At 58.6% G+C, this 23,099-nt stretch carries 23 protein-coding genes; 3 read left to right on the forward strand and 20 right to left on the reverse strand.

Annotated elements, in window-relative coordinates; genetic code table 11:
* Positions 1-43: 43 nt before the first annotated feature.
* From phnD to AC6I8J_RS11615, 15 genes are all read right to left on the reverse strand, one after another.
* Complete coding sequence (gene phnD, locus AC6I8J_RS11545; protein ID WP_497825380.1) at positions 44-970, reverse strand: phosphonate ABC transporter substrate-binding protein; 927 nt, start codon at positions 968-970, stop codon at positions 44-46.
* A 26-nt stretch (positions 971-996) separates the two neighbouring features.
* Positions 997-1,827: a phosphonate ABC transporter ATP-binding protein gene (phnC, locus tag AC6I8J_RS11550; RefSeq protein ID WP_161736007.1), complete on the reverse strand. Its 831-nt coding sequence runs from the start codon at positions 1,825-1,827 to the stop codon at positions 997-999.
* Between the two features lie 78 nt (positions 1,828-1,905).
* Positions 1,906-2,676 carry a phosphonate metabolism protein PhnP gene (phnP, locus tag AC6I8J_RS11555; RefSeq protein ID WP_260058771.1) on the reverse strand — a complete coding sequence of 257 codons (771 nt, stop codon included), beginning with the start codon at positions 2,674-2,676 and terminating at the stop codon, positions 1,906-1,908.
* Positions 2,673-3,209, reverse strand: a complete 537-nt coding sequence (gene phnN, locus AC6I8J_RS11560; protein ID WP_260058773.1) for a ribose 1,5-bisphosphokinase — start codon at positions 3,207-3,209, stop codon at positions 2,673-2,675. Before phnN ends, phnP begins: the two co-directional genes overlap by 4 nt.
* The gene (gene phnM, locus AC6I8J_RS11565; protein WP_161736010.1) at positions 3,209-4,345 is read right to left on the reverse strand and encodes an alpha-D-ribose 1-methylphosphonate 5-triphosphate diphosphatase; all 1,137 of its coding nucleotides are present in this window, start codon (positions 4,343-4,345) and stop codon (positions 3,209-3,211) included. Before phnM ends, phnN begins: the two co-directional genes overlap by 1 nt.
* On the reverse strand, positions 4,342-5,055 hold the full coding sequence (phnL, locus tag AC6I8J_RS11570) for a phosphonate C-P lyase system protein PhnL (protein ID WP_497825381.1): 714 nt from the start codon (positions 5,053-5,055) through the stop codon (positions 4,342-4,344). The genes phnM and phnL overlap by 4 nt, the downstream gene beginning before the upstream one ends.
* Positions 5,056-5,817 carry a phosphonate C-P lyase system protein PhnK gene (phnK, locus tag AC6I8J_RS11575; RefSeq protein WP_161736012.1) on the reverse strand — a complete coding sequence of 254 codons (762 nt, stop codon included), beginning with the start codon at positions 5,815-5,817 and terminating at the stop codon, positions 5,056-5,058.
* Positions 5,807-6,655 (reverse strand): alpha-D-ribose 1-methylphosphonate 5-phosphate C-P-lyase PhnJ, encoded by an 849-nt coding sequence (locus AC6I8J_RS11580; RefSeq protein ID WP_110330551.1) that lies wholly within the window; start codon positions 6,653-6,655, stop codon positions 5,807-5,809. The genes phnK and AC6I8J_RS11580 overlap by 11 nt, the downstream gene beginning before the upstream one ends.
* Positions 6,648-7,724, reverse strand: coding sequence for a carbon-phosphorus lyase complex subunit (locus AC6I8J_RS11585; protein ID WP_161736014.1), 1,077 nt, complete (start codon positions 7,722-7,724; stop codon positions 6,648-6,650). The genes AC6I8J_RS11580 and AC6I8J_RS11585 overlap by 8 nt, the downstream gene beginning before the upstream one ends.
* On the reverse strand, positions 7,724-8,299 hold the full coding sequence (gene phnH / locus AC6I8J_RS11590) for a phosphonate C-P lyase system protein PhnH (RefSeq protein ID WP_090959849.1): 576 nt from the start codon (positions 8,297-8,299) through the stop codon (positions 7,724-7,726). Before phnH ends, AC6I8J_RS11585 begins: the two co-directional genes overlap by 1 nt.
* The gene (gene phnG / locus AC6I8J_RS11595) at positions 8,299-8,745 is read right to left on the reverse strand and encodes a phosphonate C-P lyase system protein PhnG (protein ID WP_161736015.1); all 447 of its coding nucleotides are present in this window, start codon (positions 8,743-8,745) and stop codon (positions 8,299-8,301) included. Before phnG ends, phnH begins: the two co-directional genes overlap by 1 nt.
* Complete coding sequence (gene phnF / locus AC6I8J_RS11600) at positions 8,745-9,458, reverse strand: phosphonate metabolism transcriptional regulator PhnF (protein ID WP_222925471.1); 714 nt, start codon at positions 9,456-9,458, stop codon at positions 8,745-8,747. Before phnF ends, phnG begins: the two co-directional genes overlap by 1 nt.
* Positions 9,459-9,694: 236 nt before the next feature.
* Positions 9,695-10,504 (reverse strand): Brp/Blh family beta-carotene 15,15'-dioxygenase, encoded by an 810-nt coding sequence (locus AC6I8J_RS11605; RefSeq protein WP_253419097.1) that lies wholly within the window; start codon positions 10,502-10,504, stop codon positions 9,695-9,697.
* The gene (locus tag AC6I8J_RS11610) at positions 10,501-11,214 is read right to left on the reverse strand and encodes a bacteriorhodopsin (RefSeq protein WP_161735922.1); all 714 of its coding nucleotides are present in this window, start codon (positions 11,212-11,214) and stop codon (positions 10,501-10,503) included. Before AC6I8J_RS11610 ends, AC6I8J_RS11605 begins: the two co-directional genes overlap by 4 nt.
* Positions 11,215-11,873: 659 nt before the next feature.
* A complete protein-coding gene (locus tag AC6I8J_RS11615; protein ID WP_222925311.1) occupies positions 11,874-12,974 on the reverse strand; it encodes a mechanosensitive ion channel family protein in 1,101 nt (366 codons plus the stop codon).
* Positions 12,975-13,390: 416 nt separating this feature from the next.
* Here AC6I8J_RS11615 and AC6I8J_RS11620 point away from each other — a divergent pair, with 416 nt between their 5' ends.
* The gene (locus tag AC6I8J_RS11620; protein ID WP_497825382.1) at positions 13,391-15,577 is read left to right on the forward strand and encodes a putative bifunctional diguanylate cyclase/phosphodiesterase; all 2,187 of its coding nucleotides are present in this window, start codon (positions 13,391-13,393) and stop codon (positions 15,575-15,577) included.
* Between the two features lie 93 nt (positions 15,578-15,670).
* Here the strand turns inward: AC6I8J_RS11620 and biuH are convergent, their stop codons facing one another.
* The 3 genes from biuH to AC6I8J_RS11635 are packed head-to-tail and all read right to left on the reverse strand — an operon-like array spanning position 15,671 to position 19,087.
* Positions 15,671-16,357 (reverse strand): biuret amidohydrolase, encoded by a 687-nt coding sequence (biuH, locus tag AC6I8J_RS11625; protein WP_161735926.1) that lies wholly within the window; start codon positions 16,355-16,357, stop codon positions 15,671-15,673.
* A complete protein-coding gene (locus AC6I8J_RS11630; RefSeq protein WP_161735927.1) occupies positions 16,338-17,654 on the reverse strand; it encodes a purine-cytosine permease family protein in 1,317 nt (438 codons plus the stop codon). Before AC6I8J_RS11630 ends, biuH begins: the two co-directional genes overlap by 20 nt.
* Positions 17,651-19,087 (reverse strand): amidase, encoded by a 1,437-nt coding sequence (locus AC6I8J_RS11635; protein ID WP_260058782.1) that lies wholly within the window; start codon positions 19,085-19,087, stop codon positions 17,651-17,653. The genes AC6I8J_RS11630 and AC6I8J_RS11635 overlap by 4 nt, the downstream gene beginning before the upstream one ends.
* A gap of 366 nt (positions 19,088-19,453) precedes the next feature.
* Between AC6I8J_RS11635 and AC6I8J_RS11640 the strand changes: the two genes are divergently transcribed.
* Positions 19,454-20,023, forward strand: a complete 570-nt coding sequence (locus AC6I8J_RS11640; protein WP_222925306.1) for a hypothetical protein — start codon at positions 19,454-19,456, stop codon at positions 20,021-20,023.
* The gene (locus tag AC6I8J_RS11645) at positions 20,007-20,228 is read left to right on the forward strand and encodes a hypothetical protein (protein WP_010670899.1); all 222 of its coding nucleotides are present in this window, start codon (positions 20,007-20,009) and stop codon (positions 20,226-20,228) included. The genes AC6I8J_RS11640 and AC6I8J_RS11645 overlap by 17 nt, the downstream gene beginning before the upstream one ends.
* Positions 20,229-20,320: 92 nt before the next feature.
* On the opposite strand, the gene AC6I8J_RS11650 is transcribed toward AC6I8J_RS11645, so the two are convergent.
* Entirely contained in the window at positions 20,321-21,163 is an 843-nt protein-coding gene (locus tag AC6I8J_RS11650) for an oxidoreductase (protein WP_161735930.1), read from the reverse strand.
* Between the two features lie 98 nt (positions 21,164-21,261).
* The gene (locus AC6I8J_RS11655; RefSeq protein ID WP_222925305.1) at positions 21,262-23,043 is read right to left on the reverse strand and encodes a thiamine pyrophosphate-requiring protein; all 1,782 of its coding nucleotides are present in this window, start codon (positions 23,041-23,043) and stop codon (positions 21,262-21,264) included.
* Between the last annotated feature and the right edge of the window lie 56 nt (positions 23,044-23,099).

Genomic DNA, 23,099 nt, shown 5'->3' on the forward strand with positions numbered 1-23,099 from the left:
CCCGCCTTTCCCGCCTGGGCAGGAAAAGTCAGGAAGTCCGGCCTTAGCCGCGGCTGCCTTTCATCAGGTCACGTTTCATATCGATGATATTTTTGTAATCAGCGACCGTCGCCTCACCGATATGCTGCTCACCGCCTACCGCTTTCACGAAGCAGGCGTGATCTTCCTTATCCAGCTTTTTAATCGCCGACACCACTTTCGCTTTAATGTCGGCAGGCAGCTTGTTGCTGACCAGCACCGGGCCGTTGGGGATCAGCGGTGACTGCCAGATAATGCGGATCTGCTTCATCAGATCCGGATGGTCCATACGGATCAGACGGCCAAATGCGCCAGAGGTGTAGCCGCTGTTGTAGTCACCGACCAGCGAGGTCCAGGTGACCGCGCCATCGAACTGGTTGTTCAGCACGCCCAGAATGTCCTGCTCATGGCCGCCAGAGAAGGTGACGCTGGAGAAGGTGTTGTTATATTTGTCATCCACCGAGCCGCCGAACATCTTCTTAAACGCCTGGTTTGGCATCAGGAAACCGGACGTCGAGTCGGGATCGGCCATACCGAAAGATTTGCCCTTCAGGTCTTCCAGCTTTTTATACGGGCTGTCCGCTTTAACGATGACGACAGAGTGGTAGCCACGTGACTGATCTTTGTCATCCACCACAATGCCGACCACGTCTACCGCTTTCGGGTCCTGAATGTAGACCGAGGCAAACGAAGCCGGTGACATGCTCAGTACCATATCGATCTTGCCGCCCAGCAGGCCCTGAATCACGCCCGAATAGTCAGAGGCGTTGCGCATCTGGGTATCCACACCCAGCTCTTTATCAAAGAAGGTCTTCACACACTGATTATCGCCAATCTGCTGGGTGGCGTTCTGCCCGCCCAGAATCCCCAGATTAAGCTGTTTCGGCGCATCCGCTGCGCTGACACCAAACGCCATGACAGGGGTCAGAAGTGCTAAAGAAGTCAGTTTCATTCGGAATTATTCTCTTGCTGTGGACGTTAATGGATTTGGTTAAGTTCATCACCGTACAGCTGGTGCAGCAGGCTGTCGGTGAGTCGGGAAGGATGGCCGTCAAACAGCACCACGCCGCGCTGGATGCCAATCACACGGGTGCAATAGCTTTTCACCAGCTCAATCGAGTGCAGGTTGACCATGACGCTGATGCCCTGCTCGCTGACCTGACGCAGTACATCCATGATGCGTTTGGTATTTTTAGGGTCGAGCGACGCCACCGGCTCATCGGCCAGCAGGATTTTGGGGTTCTGCATTAATGCGCGACAGATCGCCACGCGCTGCATCTGACCGCCAGAGAGGTTTTCCGCCCGCTGCAGCGCCTGCGGCAGCATGTTCATCCACTGCAGCAGTTCGATGGCGTGCGCCCGGTCCTGGTCAGAGAAGATTTTAAAGAAAGACTTCAGCGTGCCGGTCTGGCTCAGACGGCCCAGCAGCACGTTGGTCAGCACGTCGAGTCGCGGCACCAGACAGAAGTCCTGAAAGATCATGCCGCACTGGCTGCGCCATTCGCGCAGCTGGCGGCTGTTGAGCGTGACCACGTTACGATCGGCTTCGCCTTCATGCAGGCTTATAATCGCGCCGGACGTGGCGTTAATCGTGCCGTTGAGCATATGCAGCAGGGTCGATTTACCCGCGCCCGAGCGGCCAATCACCGCCACCAGTTCACCGGCGTGCAGGTCGAAACTAACCTGATCCAGCACCTGGGTGTCGCCGTAGGCTTTGCTCAGTTTCTGCACCGACAACACTTTTTGTCCGCTGTGGCTGGCCGGTGGTACGTCGTTATCGACCACCGTTTTCAGAAGTGCCTGTGCCATGCTGTTCTCCGTCATCGCTGATTGCGTCTGCCGGTTATTAAGGCGTGGCGCGATGAACGCGGGATGACAGCAAGATGATCAAACCGTGACAGGCCAGTGCGCACCGCACAGCAATGTCTGACCGTCACGGGCAGGCTGCACACCCTCAGACAACGGGTTTTCGGCTAACCAGTTATCCATCTCATGACTGAGGTGGGTCAGCCACGTCTGACGCGGCTGAAGCAGCGCCGCAATCGCCAGTGCCCGGGTCACATCATTGTGATTACGCGGTTCGGCACGGGGCGGATCGTTGCAGTCAATCACCAGTTGATCCAGCGGCTGGCCACGCAGGAAGTCGGCGGTATCGGACGGCAGTCCGCAGGTGTCGCACAGCCAGGCGAGCCGGGTGCCATGCCAGTCGAACAGATAGCCGTGCGTCAGCTTCGAGTGTTGCAGGGGCAGCGGCGTGACCTGCAATTCACCGAAGGCGTGCGCCACAAACGGCGTTAAGGCGGGACGGAAATCGAGCAGGCCAGGGTGTTTATAGAGATCGTCACAGCCTCGCGGATCGGGTGGACCCCAGACCGGAATCGGTGCGCCCACTCCCCAGCGCAGCGCAAACAGGCCCTGCACATGATCCATGTGGTAATGGGTCAGCAGAATGCGCGTCAGCGTGCCGGGCGGAAAGCGCGACGCCAGCAGCGGCAGACCGGCATCCAGCAGGATTCGCTCGTGGCCAAACTCAATCAGCGCACTGCAGGCCGCACGCGCATGGGCGCTATTGCGCTGCGCCCGCTGGCAGGCGCGACAGTCGCAGCCCGGCAGCGGTGCCGCAGTCACCCCGCCGGTACCCAGAAAAGTGAGTTTCATTGATGCGCCTCCAGTATCTGGCGCAGCTGGCAGACGGTATCCGCCAGCGCGCCGTCGTTGTTGAGAATAAGGCAGCCATCGGGCTGCGGCTGAGCGGCGCGCGCCAGCCGCCGGGCGATCTCCGCCTCATCTTCCCGTCCGCGCTGACGCAGCCGCGCCGCCAGTACCGCGGGCGACACCTGCAGACAGACTGGCAGCAGCTGCGCACCAAACCGCGCCTGCGCCTGGGCCAGATGCAGCCGCGACCCGTTCACCACCACATTCTGCCCGCGCAACAGCCATTGCTCGGTCTCACAGCCGATGCCGTAGCGGAAACCGTGCGCCTCCCAGCTCACCGCAAACAGGCCGAGTGCGGCGCGACGCTCAAACTCCACCTCAGTCAGCGCCACATGGTTTTCACCGCCCGCATCGGCGGCGCGGGTAATGTAGCGATGGGCGATCAGCAGCCGGGGCGGCGGTGACGCCCGCAGCGCATCCAGCAGGCTGTCTTTACCCGAACCCGAGGGACCGGTGAGCCAGATCAGCCGCGCCATCAGTACACCTGCCGGCCTTTGCTCCAGACGTGCCGCACGTGCGGATAGCCGTGTGCGGTGTGCGCCAGCACCAGATCGGCGCGGCAGCCCTCGGCGATCACACCGCGATCCTCCAGCCCTAGCGCGCGGGCCGGGTTACAGGTCACCAGTGCAATCGCCTGCGCCATGCCGAGGCTGTTGCGCTCATCATCTGCCAGCCGGAACGCCGCATCCAGCAGGCTGGCCGGGTAGTAATCGGATGACAGAATATTCAGCAGGCCGTGTGACGCCAGTTCCCAGGCGGCAACGTTGCCGGAGTGCGAGCCGCCGCGTACGATGTTGGGCGCGCCCATCAGCACCTGCATGTTGCGATAGCGTGAGGCGCGAGCCGCCTCCAGCGTGGTCGGAAATTCCGCGATGCGGCTGCCTGCCGCATGGGACTCCTCCACGTGCGCCGCGGTAGCGTCATCGTGGCTGGCAATGGCGATGCCATGTTCACGGCACAGTCCGGCAATCGCCTGACGATTGGGCTGCGACCACGCTGCCGCCAGAGTGAGCTGGTCATGCTCGAACTGATCCATCTCGGCGTCGTTGAGCTGATATTTGCCCTGATAATATTCGCGATATTTGGTCAGCGACGCATACTGGCGCTGGCCCGGCGAATGGTCCATCAGCGACACCAGCGCCAGTTCCGGCGTGCCCATCAGCGCTTCAAACAGCGGCGCGGTGGTAGGATGCGGCAGTTCACAGCGCAGATGCAGCAGATGCTCGGCCCGGTTCAGCCCTTTACGGTTGCTGTCGCGGATGGCGTCGATCATCTTGCTGAGGTTATCCAGCCGGTGCCCGCCGTCGCGCACATCGCCCACGCCAATCGCGTCCAGCACAGTGGTGATGCCGCTGGAAACCATCAGCGCATCGTGGCTGCTCATCGCCGAATGTGCAGGCCAGTCCACTTTTGGCCGTGGGGTGAAAAACTTGTCGAGGTTATCGGTGTGCAGCTCCACCAGCCCCGGCAGCAGCCAGGCCCCTTCGCCATCCAGCGCGCCCGGCTGCTGGCTGGTGGTTTCGCTGAAGCTGCTGATGCGCTCATCACGAAACTCCAGCGATCCGTTCACCACTTCGTTTTCCAGCACCAGTCTGACGTTATTGATGATCATGCCTGCACTCCTGTGTCGGTCGGGTGCATCAGGTGCAGCCGGTCGGCTACCCGCTCGCGCACCGCCCGATCGTGAAAAATACCGACGATGGCGGCACCCCGGGCGCGCGCCTGTTCAATCAAACTCACTACCGCCGCGCTGTTGACGCTGTCGAGCGAGGCGGTGGGTTCATCCAGCAGCAGCACCGGATAGTCGGCGATAAAGCCGCGAGCGATGTTCACGCGCTGCTGCTCTCCGCCGGAAAAGGTGGACGGGGCCAACGACCAGAGACGCTGCGGCACATTCAGCCGGGCCAGCAGTTCGACGGCCCGCGCTTCGCAGAATTCACGATCCACGCCGCGCTCCAGCAGCGGCTGCATCACAATCTCCAGTGTCGGCACGCGCGGGATCACCCGCAGAAACTGGCTGACCCAGCCCAGCGTGTCACGGCGCAGGGCGATAATCTGACGCGCTGATGCCTGCGCCATATCGATCCATTCGCCCTGATGCGCCACGCGGATGTGGCCGCTGTCGGGCTGATAGTTGCCATAAAGCGCGCGCAGCAGCGTGGATTTGCCGCTACCAGAGTGACCGTGCAGCACCACGCATTCGCCCTCGCCTGCCGTCAGACTGGCGTTGTGCAGCACCGGCAGCGCCGCGCCGTTCTGATTGTGCAGCACAAAGGTTTTACACAGATTTTCTACACGCAGACGCGGAGTGTGAGTCGTCATTTAATTGAGCACCGAAGAGACCAGCAGTTGAGTGTAAGGATGATGAGGATCGTCCAGCACGCGGTCGGTCAGACCGCTCTCCACCACCCGCCCCTGTTTCATCACCAGCAGGCGATGCGCCAGCAGTCGCGCTACGCCGAGATCGTGAGTGACAATCACCACCGCCAGATTCAGCTCGCGCACCAGCGTTCGCAGCAGATCCAGCAGTCGCGCCTGCACCGAGACATCCAGCCCGCCGGTTGGCTCATCCATAAACATCAGCTGCGGCTGCGTCACCAGGTTGCGGGCAATCTGCAGACGCTGCTGCATCCCGCCGGAAAAGGTGGTCGGCAGATCGTCGATGCGACCGGCATCAATCTCTACCGCCTGTAACCAGCGGCTCGCCTCGGCGCGGATGTCGCCATAGTGGCGCTGCCCGGTCGCCATCAGCCGTTCGCCGATGTTGCCGCCCGCACTGACCTGCGAACGCAGTCCGTCCATCGGATGCTGATGTACTACGCCCCACTCGGTGCGCAGCAGGCGACGGCGATCGCTTTCACTCATCTGATAAAGGTTGCGGTTCTGATAAAGAATGCTGCCCTGCTGCGGCGTCAGACGCGCCGACAGGCTCTGCAGCAGCGTGGTTTTACCGGAGCCGGACTCGCCGACAATCCCCAGCACTTCACCGGGCCAGAGATCAAAACTGACCTGCTCAAACCCTTTGCCCGGCGCGTAAAGATGGGTGAGCTGGTTCACCGCAAGCAGCGGCTGTTCACTGTGCATGTTGCTGTTCCTGCTGCTGATGGCAAAAGTCGGTGTCGGAGCAGACAAACATCCGCGTTCCCTGATCGTCCATCACCACCTCATCGAGATAGCTGTGGCGCGAGCCGCACAGCGCGCAGGGTTCTTCCCACTGCTGCACGGTGAACGGGTGATCGTCGAAGTCGAGACTCTCCACGCGGGTATAAGGCGGCAAAGCGTAGATGCGCTTTTCACGCCCGGCACCAAACAGCTGCAACGCGGGCATCATGTGCATCTTCGGGTTATCGAATTTAGGGATGGGCGACGGATCCATCACGTAGCGATCGTTGACCCGCACCGGATAAGCGTAGGTGGTGGCGATATGCCCGTAGCGGGCGATATCTTCATACAGCTTCACCTGCATGATGCCGTACTCCTCCAGCGCGTGCATGGTGCGGGTCTCGGTTTCGCGCGGCTCAATAAAACGCAGTGGCTCCGGGATCGGCACCTGAAAAATCAGGATCTGATCCTCCTCCAGTGGCGTTTCCGGGATGCGATGGCGGGTCTGGATCAGCGTGGCATCGGCGGTGCGCTCGGTAGTGGCCGCGCCGCTGACCCGCTTAAAGAACTGGCGGATCGATACCGCATTCGTGGTGTCATCTGCGCCCTGATCGATCACCTTGAGCACATCCTGATCGCCAATCACGCTGGCGGTGATCTGGATGCCGCCAGTGCCCCAGCCGTAAGGCATCGGCATCTCGCGTCCGGCGAATGGCACCTGATAGCCGGGGATCGCCACCGCTTTCAGGATGGCGCGACGGATGGTGCGTTTGGTCTGCTCGTCGAGATAGCCGTTGTTATAGCCGGTGAGTTCAGCCATGGTTGCGTTCCTGATAATCGTTCTGGAGCTGTTTCAGCAATTCCAGCTCGGCCTGAAAATCGACGTAGTGCGGCAGCTTGAGGTGCGAGACAAAGCCCGCCGCTTCGACGTTGTCGGCGTGCGACAGCACAAACTCTTCATCCTGCGCCGGGCTGGTCACACGCTCATTCTGCTCGCGGCTTTGCAGCGCGCGGTCTACCAGCGCCATCGCCATCGCTTTGCGTTCGGCACGGCCAAACACCAGCCCGTAACCCCGGGTAAACTGCGGCGCAGCATCATCGCTGTGGGCGACGCCGTTGACCATTTCACACTCCGTCAGCAGCAGTTCCCCGATCTCCAGCTCAAAACCCAGCTCTTCGGGACAGATGCTGACGCTGAGAGTGCCGGTGCGGATCTCACCGGCAAACGGATGGGTACGGCCATAGCCGCGCTGGGTCGAATAGCCCAGCGCCAGCAGAAACCCTTCGTCGCCGCGCACCAGCTGTTGCAGCCGCGCGGCGCGTGAGGCGGGAAAACTCACTGGCTCGCGGGTGATATCGACCGGCTCGCTGCCGTCATCCACCTCGCCAGCAGCCAGCCCTTCCTCGCTCATCATGCTGAACATATGGGGGCACTGGTCTGGCACCGGGCAATCGTCACGCGGCGCAGCGGGCGTTTCACCGTTAGCCAGCAGCGTGAAGTCGAGCAGCCGGTGGCTGTAGTCATAGGTTGGGCCCAGCACCTGGCCGCCCGGCAGATCTTTGTAGACCGCCGAGATGCGGCGTTCGATACGCATCGCACCGGTCGCCAGCGGCGTGCTCTCCGCCAGCCGTGGCAATGTGGTTCGATAAGCGCGCAGCAGAAAGATCGCCTCGACCAGATCGCCGCTGGCCTGCTTGATAGCCAGCGCCGCCAGTTGCGGATCGTAAATTCCGCCTTCGGTCATCACCCGGTCCACCGCCAGGCCCAGCTGCTGCGCCACCTGGTCACAGCCGAGTTCCGCTACTGCCCGATCCCCGCGTCGCAGATCGGCCTGCAGCTGGTGGGCATTAGAGATGGCTTTTTCGCCCCCTTTCACCGCGACATACATCAGCACACCTCCACAACGGTGGTGCGCGGCACGGCCATGATCGCTTCGCCACAGGTGAAGATCAGATCCACGCCCTGTGGAAACGGATGCGGACGGGTGCGCAGATATTCCAGTACGCTTTCCGGCAGCTGCGGCGCAATGGCGCGGGTTTCCCGCAGGCCGGGACCGGAGAGACGCAGCGTTAATCCGCCATTCAGCGACGGTACCTCGATAATCAGCGTGGTGCTTTTTTCCGGCGACATGTTGTCACCCGCCGCGAACTGCGTCGGATCCGGCTGCGCCGCCGCATGGCTCAGCGCGAAAGGGGCGTCCTGCTGCGTGGTGATGGGCGCGCCGGTGTGGAAGCGCAGATTGTTGCGCAGCTGTTCGTTGTCGATTTGCGCATCCAGCCAGACCGGACTTTCCTGGTCGACCAGCGTCAGCAGCAGCGCCGTGGCCGCCGGGGACAGTGCGCCCCAGCCCTGTTGCAGCGGCAGCGAGACCATCACGCCCGGTTCGCTCATCGCTTTCAGAATGCGGCGAAACGCGCGCTGTGCATCCGCGACCGGATGGTTAAAACTTGCCAGTAAAGTCATCAGTTATCTCCGCGAACCAGCGTAAAGAAATCCACTTTGCTGCTGGCGATTTCACGGGCGCGCAGCTGTCGCTGCTCATCGCGCCACGCTGCCAGCGGCGTAATAATCTTCTCTTCCAGCAAAAGCCGGGTTTCCGGCTGCTGCAACAGCGCATCCAGCAGGGCGCAGCGTTCGGCATGGGCTTTGTCGCGCCCTAACAGGTAGCTGTAGCCCAGGGTGCCGTCGCCCAGCTGCACCACTGCGCGCGTTACCGTGGCATCACCCATCACGAAGCGTTTTCCGGTAGCCCCCATCCGCGCCTGTAACCGCGTCAGCCCGATCTCTGCCGGACGAACCAGCGTGAATTCGGGCTGGAGATTAAGCGCCTGCCAGTGCGCTTCAAGCAGGGTGGCGCTGCTGTGTGCCAGCACCGACAGCCAGCGCTGGCGATCCGTTTGCTGTTCCATTAGTGCTCCAGAGTCAGTTCGATCATGTCGCCGCGCGTCAGGCTGACGGAGTATTCCGCCACCGCGCCATCACTGGTTTTGTTCAGGGTCCGCACGCAGAGCAGCGGCGCATGCAGCGCGATATCCAGCTGCCGACACTCCTTTGCCTGCGCCCGGCGGGTGCTGATACGCGTCTGGGTGCGCACCAGCTGTTTGCCGGTGTGCTCCACTAAGAAATCGTGCAGCGACCCGCTGTTAAATTGCTGCAGCTGTGGCCACCAGCTGAGGTCGGCGAGGAAATGGTTGATCAGGCAGAGCGGCACGCCGTTGGCGCGGCGCAGGGTGCGCAGGTGAATGACGTTTTCGCCCTCTTTTACGCCCAGCGCACTGGCGACGTCGTTGCTGGCCGGACGCAGCACCGCCAGCAGCCGTTCGCTGGTCGGGTGACTGCCCTGCTCCATCAGGTTCTGGCTAAAGCGCGCCTGCGCATGCAGCGGATAGTCATACGGGCGCATCAGCACCAGGATGCCGACGCCATGACGGCGCTGCAGCAGCCCTTTGTGCACCAGCTCATCGACAGCGCGGCGCAGGGTGTGGCGGTTCACCTCATAGTGATCGGCCAGCTGTTGTTCGGAAGGAAGATAGTCGCCGCAGCGGTAGCGCTCTTTCAGCGCCTGCTCCAGTTGTGCGGCAACAGCCTGATAGACAGTGGTCGGATGTCTGGATAACTCCATCACGATGAAATCCTCACGGGTTACAGAGTGGGAACGCAGTGATAAGACGCTGCGGGATGGGGTTAGCCTGAGGGACGCAGATGACAGAATAGTGACGCAGGGGTGAAGGTGGGGTGAATGTGAAAGTCGGGACAGAAGCCAGTTAAGGATAAAGAGGCGTCATGGGAATAGAGCTCAGGCCTGAAACCCTCTGCTCTGTTTGTCCGGGAACACTTTCAGGGTGCTGCACGATGGCTTTACGCTTCTTGCCGTGTTTCAAACCAGGGCGTAATGAGCATATGCGGAATCGCCAGTGCGGCCAGTGCCGCAAAAAGTGACTGAATTCCCGCTTTATCCGTGGGATGCATCATCGCGACGGTTCCCGCCGCCAGCAGAATGGCTGCCGTCAGTACCGGCCATGTGGCATGCAGGTAGCCTGTGTAGCTTTTGCATCCCAGCAGATCGCGCCGCTGCCGGGTTTGCGGGAGCGCATGCAAAATCAGAAAGCCCATTGAAAAACCGACGAAAGGCGGAAGGAGTAATAATGCCAGTGTACCGGCCAGAAGACGTCTGTCCCGGCGGAGTAAGCCCACAAAAATAAGGCCTGCTGCACAAACTCCCCCTGTGAGGGCAATGCCTGCAGCAAAAGAGTGTGGCAATGAAAATCCCAGCCCCGCCTCATGCAGAATTGTACTGAACGCCTGCAGATGCAAAGCAGCTGGCGTCGCTATCATGCTTATTCCCCGCGCCAGACGTTCAATGCTGCATCCATGAGGGGCATCCTCAAGTGCAAAGTGTATGGCTGAGGCCAGGAGAAAAACGGGCAGCGCCAGTGCCGGCGCACCGTGCCACCAGAACAGACAGAGCACAATGACCAGCCCATAGGCGGCAAGAAATGGAAACTGACGCTCGCGTTTCACGACGTCAAGATCGCTGGCACCGTGCGCCATGCCGATAAGGCCAATCGCTCCGGTCGCAAACAGCACCTGCCCGGCAAGAGGGCTGAAAGAGGCCGCCAGCGCTGCCCCCCACAGTCCTGCCCAGCCGAGCCGCACCTGGCCTCTCATCTCCTGACTGCACCAACAGGCACGGCATGAGAAAGGGCTTTCTTCATGTTAGCCGCGGCGTAGAAGGCATAGAAAACTTTTGCGATGATATCCAGAATCAGGAATGCCCAGACCGATGTCGCATCAGTAATGATGTTGAGCCCTTCCGGACCCACCAGAAAAACGATCGGATAGATAAACCATACGATGGTCAGCAAGGCCACATTTCTGTTATATGCACCTGCCAGCGCACTACCCCGCGTAGCGGCTATAGCACGCAGCGGTCCCCAGAGCAGATAAACAACGCCCAGAAATGCCGCGCATGACCACAGATACCAGACCCATTTCGCGACAGCATTTTCAGCCAGCGAAGAGACCAGACCGGTGACGATCATCATCACATCCAGCACAATGATGGCCGTGAGAAAGCCCGCCATTTCGCCCGGCTTACCCTGTTCATGGAAAGCCAGCATGACCAGCCCGGCCAGTAAAAGAGGCGTGGTGACAGACCAGTCAGCATAACGTGCCAGATACACTACCGTGCCACTGTCCAGCGTGAGGTTGCCAAATTCAAACGCCATGGCCAGATAAGCCGTGGCCGCAATAAACGGAACTGACGCGTGCACGAGTGTATGGTGGCCAAAAGGATATTTTTTGTCACCCGTCACGTAGATAATCAGTGATGCGATGGCCATGACCGAAAACCCAATCATGAATGCGGATTGATCCATTTTTCTCTCTCCTGTACTAAAACGCCGGTATCGCGCCAGCAATGCAGCGACAAATTATCGTTAATCAAGCAGGTTTATATTCATTCAACGAATATGCTGAAAGTATATGGTGATATTCGTCATCTGCTCAGGATGATTAACTCACAAGTTCTTATTTTTAAATAAACGGTTAAATTAACCTCTTTTATCAACCTGGTAAGCGTCTGATAAAAAATTCAATGTAAAGTTATGTTTCTCAGCGTTTCGCTTTACTTCCATAACCTCAAAAAAAGAGAAAGCAATCCTGCAAATAACCTATTGATTTAAGTCATATTTTTCATCATGGCGGTGGGTCAGACCTCTTATTTGCATAAACTGACAAAAGAGCAATAATTTTATTTTTCAGTGGTAAATATGAAATCGGGCGCTATGAGAATAGCGTGGTGAGGCGTTTCACATGGGTTCAATGGCATAAATAAAAACTGAATTCTGATGTCTGCCGATTAAACGTAAAACGATAAAAAGAAATAATGTCTAAAAGTTGCCCCCATCCTGCCCGTTATCTTATGCCCAATCCATAAGTGGGGAAAGAATGCGCAAACTTAATTTCTGGCTTATAAAATCGAAACGACAGCTGTATTTTTCTGCAAACCCAATTAAACTGCCGTTTCTCTCCTTCTCTAAATATTTTCTTCCATTACTGCTCTCCCCACCTTCTCCGACCCACTATCCGTCAGCGACGCCCTCACCTGTGGCAGGCTTTCCGGGTAATTCTGCTGAATAAACTCAATCATCTTTTCACGCACATAACAGCGCAAATCAAAGGCGATCGGGGAGTTCTGGGCGGTCATCAGCATCCTGATGGTCATGGTTTTCTCGGTGGTGTCGGTCACCTGAAGCACCGAGGTTTCCTGGTCCCAGAGTTTGGTTTCACTCAGGATTTTGTCGAAATGCTTACGCAATGGCTCCAGCGGCATCGAGTAATCCACATAGAGAAATACCGAGCCTAAAATCTGCGCGTTGTTGCGCGTCCAGTTCTGAAACGGATTCTCGGTGAAGTAAGTAATCGGCAGCACCAGACGGCGTAGATCCCAGATGCGCACCACCACATAGGTCAGGTTGATCTCTTCAATCCAGCCCCACTCCTTTTCCACCACCACTGCATCATCAATCTTAATCGGCTGGGTAAAGGCGATCTGAATACCGGCGAACAGGTTAACCAGCGACTTCTGTAAAGCGAAACCAATAATGATACCGGCCACACCCGCACCGGCCAGAATAGTGGTGCCGAATTTACGCACGCCGGGAAAACTCAGCAGAATCAGCGAAACGCAGAACAGCACCAGGATGACAATAACGACTTTCTTGACATAGATAATCTGAGTACGGATTTTTCGCGCACGCAGGTTATTGGAAATATTAATGTCGTAGCGGATATAAAGCATATCCTGCGCCACGTTGGTCAGCCGGATTAAGACCGAGCAGAATGACATGATGATAAAAACGTTGATGATATTGGTGATGAGTTCAAGTGATTCAGGATGGAAATCGATGTAGTTAATCCCGACATTGATCATCAATAACGGCACGAAAAAGAACATCGAACCGCTAAGGTGCTTTTCCAGAGATTTGAACAGCTTTCTGTCACGGCCCTGCCAGTAGCGGATAAACGCGAGCAGGATAAGGCGGGCCAGGAAACCCAGAATAAAAGAAAGCGAGACGAGTAATACAACAGGTACCCATGACGGGAAACCAGATAACTCACCGAATAACAATGGCATTATTTTCCCTTTTCGTTAGCTGTCAGGCGCAGGCTGTCAGATAAGTGACCCACTCAGTAACCGTTGTCTGCACGGTTATCCATTCGTAACACAATCAGCGCTCATGAGTATGAACCATAGCAGCGAAGTTGGCAGGAAATGCGCGGTGATGGACTTGCGGCCGAATTCAGCCTGTCAGCCTTACCGCACAGGTCAGGGTTTACCATCCTGACCTTTATGCCCTCGGCATGACTGCCGCGCTCATTAAAATAACTGATAAAACGTACTCACTTTCTTTCCCTGACTGTCAGCCTGCCCCCGCCGCTCGTTAACAGAAAAACGCTCGCCTGCTCACTATCCATCAAGCTTTTCATGGAAGATCTGTTCCTATCTGCTAATTTTTAAGCTGTTCCCCTGCTGCTGAGAAAAACAACAATATGATTAACACTCTTAAACTTTCCTCTGATTTTCGCCACAGTTTTCTGCGCGAAGTGTTGGTGCCGCTGGTGGCTATCCTTGTGCTGACGTTTGCCGGTGCGGGTGCGGCACTATTTATTGGCACGTCACTGACCAATACTGAGGCCCGGCATCAGCAGCAGCGGATGATTGAGGCCTCTTTTTCGCAGAGTCTGAATGAGCATCTGCGCCAGTTGCATAGCCTGTCACGCTGGTGGCCCTTTGAGGAGCATCTGGCTGAGGGGAACAGCGACAGGTGGCTGGATGAGAACATCGGGCAGTGGCTGTATGAGATGTTCGGTCATCAGCTGATTATGGTGCTGGATGCGCAAAACCAGATCGTCAGAGTCTGGCGTGAAGGCCAGCCGGTTATGGAAGCGGACAACGGTCCGCTGATCGCCGAGGTGCTGCAAAACACGCTGATCCAGGATCCCAGGCGTCAGGATAACGCCGATTATGCCCGTGTTACCCAGCGAGCTGCGGCGCTGGCCGTGGGTAGCATCCAGCGGGATAGCAACGACCTGCCGCGTTTCCGGCTGGTGAGCCTGAAATTTCTTGACGACGGTTATCTGGCGAGCCTGGCGGAACGCAATCAGCTGGAGGGACTGCACTTTTCTGATGGCACATCTCAGTCCGGCACCAGCGCACGCTATCTGCTGATCGCGCAGGCGGGCGAGCCGGTTGGCTATCTCAACTGGATCCCCGCCCGCCCGGGTGCGCAGATGCTGCGCACCATCGGGCCGTCTACCGGGCTGGCGGTGCTGGCGATATCGCTGCTTTGTCTTTATATGGTACGGCGACTCTGGAACTCGTCAGTTAACCTCTCGCAATCGATGCTCAGGCTGGGCGCATCGGAAGCGCAGGCACAACATCTGGCATTTCATGACGTGCTGACCGGCCTGCCGAACCGCGCGCTGGTTGAAGACCGCTTAACCCAGGCGCTGGCCCTGGCGACGCGCAACGATCAGCGGGTAGCCTTGCTGCTGATCGATCTTGACCGCTTCAAGGCCGTCAACGATACCCACGGTCATCATGCTGGCGATGAGCTGATCATCGCGGTGGCGCAGCGCCTGAGTCGTATCGTGCGGGCCAGCGATACCGTGGGACGCATCGGGGGCGATGAATTTATCGTGGTGATGCCGGAGGTCGATAATATTGGTCAGGTGAATAGCCTGGCGCAGCGCATGATTGACGAGCTGGCTCAGCCGTTTACCCTGTTCGGCAGCGATGTCTGGAGCGGGGCCAGTATCGGACTGGCGCTGGCACCTAAAGACGGCATTGATCGGCTGGAGCTGATGCGCAAAGCCGATATCGCGCTGTATGAAGCCAAAAGCGGCGGGCGCGGCCGGTTTCGTCAGTTTGAACGGGCAATGGATGAGTCAGTGCAAACCCGGCAGACCATCGCCGCCGATCTGCGTACGGCGCTGCAAACCCGACAGGGACTGGAGGTATGGTATCAGCCACTGATGGACGTTGGCGGTCAGCTGATGGTCGGCATTGAAGCGCTGCTGCGCTGGCATCACCCGACGCGCGGCCTGATCGCACCCGGTGAATTTATCGCGATTGCCGAAGAGACCGGCCTGATTATCCCGCTGGGCGAATGGGTGCTGGCTGAAGCCTGTGCCACTCAGCAGCGCTTTCCCGATTTGCTGGTGGCTGTCAATGTCTCGCCCGTGCAGTTCCGCTCTACCGGCTTTGTTGACCGTGTAATGGCGATTGTCAGCCAGCACGGCGGTGACCCAAAGCGGCTGGAGCTGGAAATCACTGAGGGCGTATTAATCGAGGATGAACGCGAAGCACGCGAGATTATTGTGTCGCTGCGGGAAGCAGGCTTCCGCATCGCGCTGGATGACTTCGGCACCGGCTACTCCAGCCTCAACTACCTCAGCACCTTCCCGGTGGACAAAATCAAAATTGACCGCTCGTTCACCCAGTCGCTGGGCGTGGCGGAAAATTCCGTGGCGATTGTTGAATCCGTGGTGAAACTGGGCCATGCCATGGGGCTGATAGTGACGGCGGAGGGTGTCGAGACCACCGGGCAGATGTCTGCACTGGCAGATGCAGGCTGTAATCAGCTGCAGGGCTATCTGTTCAGTCAGGCGGTACCCGCCGATCAGCTTGAAGCGCTGATGAGATTACCTGCGCCAGAGGATACGCAGCGCGAATAGTGCTGCGGATGGCCTGAGCGCATAACGGCGCTCAGGCCAGGCGGAATCGCCCTGAGAATCAGGGCAGCACCTCTTACTGTGGGATGCAAAACGCTACACGCCCAGGCTATCCAGCAGCGCGGCCGACGTAGCGACCGCGCCAAAGATGCCGCCCTGCATAGGGATCATGCTCAGCGCCGCCTCATGATGCCGCTGCTCGGTCGCAGCACAGCAATCGGAGAGCACCAGGCACTCAAAGCCGCGATCGTTGGCTTCGCGCAGCGTGGTATGGACGCAGACGTCGGTGGTAATACCGGTCAGGATCAGGTTACGGATGCCGCGACTGCGCAGAATCAGCTCCAGATCGGTGGCGTAAAACGATCCCTTCCCCGGTTTATCAATCACCACTTCCTCCGGCAACGGAGCCAGCTCCGGGATGATTTCCCAGCCCGGTTCACCGCGCACCAGAATACGGCCACAGGGTCCCACATCGCCGATCCCGGCGTTCATCCGTCGCGAGCGCCAGCGCTTGTTGGCGGGCAGATCGCTGAGGTCGGGCCGGTGTCCTTCACGGGTATGGATAATCGGAAACTGCCGGGCGCGCATCGCCGCCAGCACCTGCTGCAAAGGGACGATGGGCGCGCGGGTCAGGCTCACATCATAGCCCATGCTGTGGACATAGCCGCCGACACCACAGAAATCGGTCTGCATATCAATCACGATCAGCGCCGTGTCAGCCGGGCTAAAGCTGCCGTCAAACGGCCAGGCGTAGGGGGTCGAATTAACGCTGTAGTCGGGCATTGCTGTTCTCCATTACCGGGCGCGGCATGCGCATTTTACTGATCAGGGTGTAGCTGATGGCGGCGGTCATCAAACCGATCACCGCTTCACCGAACTGCGGGAAAGCCACATGGGCGATGACTGCACACAGGCTGCCAATCGCCCAGGCGGCAAACGCGGTGCCACGGAAACGCTGCGCCGGACGCTGCTCGCTGATGCGCGCCATGAAAATCAAATCCACAATCATTACCGCACCAAACGGCGGCACCACAATGCCCAGCAGGCTGAGCCACTCCAGGAAGTAAGACCAGACTCCCGCGAGCGCCAGCACGCCGCCAATGGCACCGAGGATCAGCGTCCAGAGGCGCATTTTGCTGCTGAACAGATGGCTGAAACCCACCGCACCGTTGTAGAGACAGTGGGTGCAAACTGACCCCAGATTGATAAAGACAAACAGACAGGCCACCACCGACAGGAAGGCGCTGTGTCCCATCAGCATCGGCAGAAAGTTACCGCCGTTGGTCAGCGGATCAACCGCCGCGCCCACTGCCACAATCACCACGCCAAACAGATAGGAGATCACATTGGCGATCGGAAACGCAGAGAACGCGGCAATCACCGCCGAGCGGCCATTCTTCGACCAGCGGGTGAAGTCAGCGGTCATGGTGCCGGAGTCAGCAAAACCGGCCACCACCATAGTGACGGCGGTGCCCATGCTCATGGCACCGGCGGCGCTGGCGCTGCCCTTCCACTGCGTCACGATGGAGAAGTCGTGCTGTTTGCTGATCAGCCACAACGCCACCATCCCCAGCACCACAAACAGCGGCGCGGCGATCATCCCCAGTACCGACAGCGCCCGCACGCCCAGGAACGTAATACCTGTGTAAAGGATCATGGCAAAGGCGGTCACCGCCAGCGCATTCCAGCCAAAGGTCTGATTAATCACCGTGCCGGTGAGACCGGTCTGGAAGGCATACCAGCCGATCACCACCGTCGAGAGAAAACCGGAAACCAGGATGTAGCCTTTGCTGCCAAAGGTGCGTCTGGCCTGCAGAGCGAAGTTCATCCCGCTGTTACCGGCGTACCAGCTCAGCGCACCGACATAGGCGAACAGCACCAGGTTGCCCAGCAGAATGGCGATCAGCGCGGGCCAGAATCCCAGATGCCAGGTGATGATGCCGCCAAACAGCGCGTTGGTGAGGATCATCGGAAAGCCAAACCAGACCGCCGAGACGGAGCGGGTGGAATGACGGTGCGACAGCGGCACCGGCTCATGTTCAAACTCCTGCTCCAGCGCAGGTGTATCAGATGTTTTCATTGGGCGATTCCGGGTTGAAGGTGATTCCACGGCTGAATGCGCTCGAAAGCGGCACTGGCAGCCAGCACTAACGCATCATCAAGATGACGTCCGACAATCTGCATCCCGACGGGCAGGCCGCTGGCGGTAAAACCGGCGGGCACAGACGCAGCAGGCTGTCCGGTGAAGTTGAACGGGAAGCAGAACGAGAGCCAGTGATCGCTGCGGACCATGCGGCCATCAATGATCTCTGGTCCCTGCATCCCCAGCGGAAATGGCGGCACTGCCAGCGTCGGCGTGATCAGCAGATCAAAGCGCTGCATAAAGCGCCACAGGCTGTTGCTGACCGCTTTTCGGGTGGTGATGGCATCGGTGAAGTTTTCCGCCCGCCAGTCGCGCTGCAGCATGGCGACCAGATGCGGCGACATCTTGCTGTCCTGCTCCGCCATCATCTGGCGCATGCCGGTGAGATCGCTCTCCATCGCCACCAGCGCGCCAAAGGCGGCAGCCGGATCAGGGAAGCCGGGATCGGCCAGCTCCAGTTCAGCCCCGATTTCAGCGGCAAAACGCTGCACCGCCGCGCTGACCAGCGCCCGCACCTCCGGGTCAACAGCCACATAACCAAAATCTGCGCTAAAGGCGATGCGCAGTTTGCCAGGCAAATGCTCTGGTGCGCCCAGCCAGTCAACGTCGCAGCAAGGGATCGAGTGGCGGTCACGCATATCCGGCCCGGCCATCAGCGACATCATCAGGGCGGCATCGCGCACGCTGCGCGTCATCGGCCCGATATGCTCCAGTGACTCCCAGCTCGACACGCCGGGATAGCGCTCATCGCGGCAGCCGGGCCACAATGGCACCCGGCCCATTGACGCCTTAAAGCCAAAAATGCCGCAGTGCGCTGCCGGAATGCGTACCGAGCCGCCACCGTCGCTGCCCAGTGCAATCGGGCAGAGCCGCGCCGCTACCGCTGCGCCGGAACCTGCGCTCGAACCGCCTGGCGTCATTGCCCGATCCCAGGGATTGCGTGGTGACGGGAACAGCGGATTGTGTCCGACGCCGCTGTAACCAAACTCCGGCGCAGTCGTTTTGCCCAGCAGGATGGCGTCGGCGGCCAGCAACCGTTCCACCGTGATGTCGTCATCTTCCGGTACGAAATCTTTGTATGCCGCCGATCCGGAGGTGGTTCTGACGTTTGCGGTGCAGATTAAATCCTTCACCGCCAGCGGTACGCCCGCCAGCGCGCCCAGCGTTTCCCCGCGCACCCGTCGGGCATCCACTTCTCTGGCCTGTGCCATTGCCCGTTCAGGCGTCGGGGTACAAAAAGCCTGTATCGCCGGTTCCCGCTGTTCCATCCGCGCCAGCGCCGCCCCGGTCAGCTCGCACGCCGACACGTCCCCGCTGCGAATCAGAGCGGCCATCGTGGTGGCATCTTCGTCTAATAAGGAGTCAAACATGGGTTACCTCGCCAGAATTGTACCTGTCAGCGAGTGCATGAAGCGTGCCAGTTAGCGGTGATGCATCCGGTCTGAAACGGGGATGCCAGATGGAATACGGGCTGGGATACAAGATCGAATTCTTATGATGTTGGGGATGGGTGGCTGTTTATTTTTTCAGCACGATGATGGCGCAGGCCTGCGCGATAAAGGGGCGTAATAGCTGAATGGTTTGCGGGCTGGCTTACAAAACGATGTCGATAATCAGCAACAGCGGCCGATATGCTGGAATCAATAACCACATCTTTACCAGTGATGTTTGAGGTTACTGAGCAGGAGAGCAAAAATCGAGTTTCAGGGATTCATAAGCTGCGGCAGGGATGAGAAGTGCGCTTTGAAGAAGATATTTATCTTGAAAACTACGAAATCAGGCGAAAAAAATTCATTTACGATCGGCGTATTCATTACAGTTACGCGTTTGTTGCCGGTAATGAGAATTACACTGTCATCGTGGGCACGCTAATGGATGAACAGACCTTTACCCGCATCGGATACCAGTTGCCACCCGGTATCGCTTTTCCGGTTAACGGGCTGGCTGAAGTCTGTTTTGACGTGTTCGATGGTCTGGAGTGTCTGGGCGATTTCCGCCATATCAGCTTTGCAGGATTAGGGGGTGCTGTCGTTTTCAAAAGCGTACTCCTGGCGTTAATGGCACACCATGAAAGCTTCTTTATAGGCGGTTTTGTTTTCCAGGCTGCATCAGGAGAGATCGTCGACCGCAATCGCCCGACACCCCTTGAGGAGATCTATGACGCTTTGCTTGGGTTAAAAAATGAACTACGCTACAATCGCCGAACAGGGTTGCCGAAGAAAGCACCGCAACCTTTAATCCCGAAATATTTCCGGGCTTATAAAGTAGTGACTACAGGGAGAGCTTGCTATGTCGTTTTACGATAAATACGATGGCATCACAGATGCGGCTGATGCCGAGAACAGGGAGTTAAGGGCACTATTGATAGCTGAGTGGCTGGCCAGACCCGATCTGCCCGCCATTAAAGCCCAGTTAGCTCAGAGGAAAAAACGCTCCTCATCTGCCCTGTTGCGCCGCAAGCTGAAAGAGCTGAATGCGCGCGAAATGCAGAAAGCTAAGATCAGCGCTTAACTCTTAAAGGCCCGATAAACGGGCCTTTCGTATTTTTATCAGCTTCTGGCTCACACGCGGGCGGCTTTCCGCCACCCACAGCGCACTCACCTCTACTCCGGAAAATCCGTCTCCACTGACGTCTGTTTCCACGCTTCTATCTCAGCCAGACGCTCTTTGAGCTTGCTGGTAACGGCGTCATGGCCCCAGGCCCCCATCACCAGATGGCGTGGCGGGTTGTCATGTTCGGTGATGGCGATCATCGCCGCGGCGGCCCGTGCCGGATCGCCTTTCTGAGTACCGCTGTATTCGGCGGTGGCTTTCATCCGTGCGGCTGCAGTCTCTGCATAGTCCGGCAAGTTACTCGGCGTCTGATGCAGTGAGCGTCCGGCCCAGTCGGTGCGGAACGGACCGGGTTCGACGCAGGTAACGTGAATCCCCAACGGCCCCGCTTCCAGCGCCAGCGAGTCGGACCAGCCTTCCACCGCATGTTTGCTGGCAGAGTAGTAGCCTGAGCTGGCAAAGCCAATTAAGCCAGCCACAGAGGTGATGTTGATAACATGACCGCTGCGCGCTTTGCGCATCGCAGGCAGCACCGCGCGCGTCAGGGCGAACAGGCCAAAAACGTTGGCATCAAACTGGGCGCGAATTTCACTTTCCACACCCTCTTCCACCGAACTCTGGTAGCCGTAACCGGCGTTGTTTACCAGCACATCAATGGTGCCGAAGGTGTCTAAAGCTGCTTTGACGGCCTGGTCGATGCTCGCCTGCCGGGTCACATCCAGCGCCAACGCCAGTGCGTTGTCGTGTCCTTCAACCAGATCGGCGATGGACGACGTATCACGCGCCGTTACGACGACCTTAAAACCACGCGCGATGGTCTGCTGCGCCAGTTCACGACCAAAACCGGTTGAACATCCCGAGATTAACCAGACAGGGCTGGAATGAGCAGTCATGTTAAGACTCCCGTTAAGTATGATGAAGGGGTTTACGACCCGGACGCGAGTGCATCCGGGGATCAAGGTTAGCGAGGCGGAACCGCCCCACTTAGCCCTTAATGCTTTTTATGGAACAGCTGGCTGGCGGTGTCGCTGATGATCTGCGCCGCCCCGCGATCGCCTTTCACCATCGACGCCATAAAGGCTTTCGCCTGCTTAAAGGTGATATGCGGCGGTAACGGCGCAACTTCCGGATCGGTTTTCACCTCCAGCAAGACCGGGCGATCGGCGCTGAGCGCACGCTGCCATGCACCGGCCAGATCGTCAGGATTATCGACATAAATGCCGACCATCCCCAGCGACTGCGCAAACTCGGCATACTTCACGTCCGGCAACTGCTGCGAGGCGTCAAAGCGCGGATTACCCTCCATCACGCGTTGCTCCCAGGTGACCTGATTGAGATCCTGATTGTTGAACACGCAGACGATCAGGCGCGGATCGGCCCATTGTTGCCAGTATTTCTGGATGGTGATCAGCTCGGCCATGTTGTTCATCTGCATCGCGCCGTCACCTACCAGCGCCACCACCGGTTTCTCCGGGTGAGCAAATTTCGCGGCAATGGCGTAGGGCACCGCCGCGCCCATACAGGCCAGGCCGCCGGAGAGCGAAGCGCGCTGCCCCTGTTTCACCCGATAGTCGCGGGCGAACCAATTGGCGCAGGAGCCGGAATCCGAGGTAACAATGGCGTTGTCCGGCAACTGAGGCGACATCTCCCACACTACCCGCTGCGGATTGACCGGATTAGCGGGTGCCATGGCGCGCTCTTCCATCAGCGTCCACCAGTCACGTACCTGAACCGCGATAGCTTCCTGCCAGCTGCGATCCTCTTTGTGGGTCAGCAGCGGCAGCAGCGCACGCAGGGTTTCAGCCGCATCGCCATGCAGATTGACTTCGCTGGGATAGCGCAGGCCGAGCATGGCCGGGTCGATGTCAATCTGTACCGCACGCGCCTTGCCCTCTTCCGGCAGGAATTCTGTCCACGGGAAGCCGCTGCCGATCATTAGCAGGGTATCGCAGTTCTGCATTAAATCAGATGAGGGCTTCGTGCCCAGCAGGCCAATCGAACCGGTCACAAACGGCGCATCGTCCGGCAGCACATCTTTGCCCAGCAGCGCTTTTGCCACGCCCGCACCCAGCACATTGGCGACCTGAACCACTTCCACGGCGGCGTCGCGTGCGCCTGCCCCGATCAGAATCGCCACTTTTTTACCGGCGTTAAGCACCTCAGCGGCGCGTTGCAGATCCGCTTCGTAAGGAATGACTTTAGGACGTTGATAGCCGCTGCCGGAATGGGTAAAACCGTGCAGATGCTGCGGCGGCTGCCACTCTTCATCCTGAATATCTTTAGGGATGATGATCACCGCCACGCCGTTTTGCGCTTTGGCGATGCGCACGCCACGGTCCAGCAGATGGCGCACCTGCGTTGAGGTCGAGGCTTCCTGAACAAAGTTGGCGACGTCCGAGAAGATGCGATCCAGATTCATCTCCTGCTGGTAACTGGCACCCCGTGCAGTCGCCTCTGCCTGTCCGGCAATGGCCAGCACGGGGGCATGGTCCATTTTGGCGTCATAGAGTCCGGTCAACAGATGGGTTGCGCCCGGTCCGCCAGTCGACAGGCAGACGCCCAGCTCACCGGTAAATTTTGCGTGTCCGGCCGCCATAAAGGCCGCCATCTCTTCATGACGCACCTGAATAAATTCGATGCCGTCCCCTTTGGCGTTTGCGCGCTGAATCGCCCCCAGCACGCCGTTAATCCCGTCTCCCGGATAGCCGTAAATGCGTGTGACGCCCCACTCTTTCAGGCGCTGGACAAAAAAATCACTGGTTTTCATGCTCATCGTCGCGTTTCCCCTCGTTGTCCTTACAGACTTAAAGCGTAGTAGACGATGAGCCA

The organism is Pantoea sp. X-Soil-ISGK-355 (assembly GCF_059730805.1).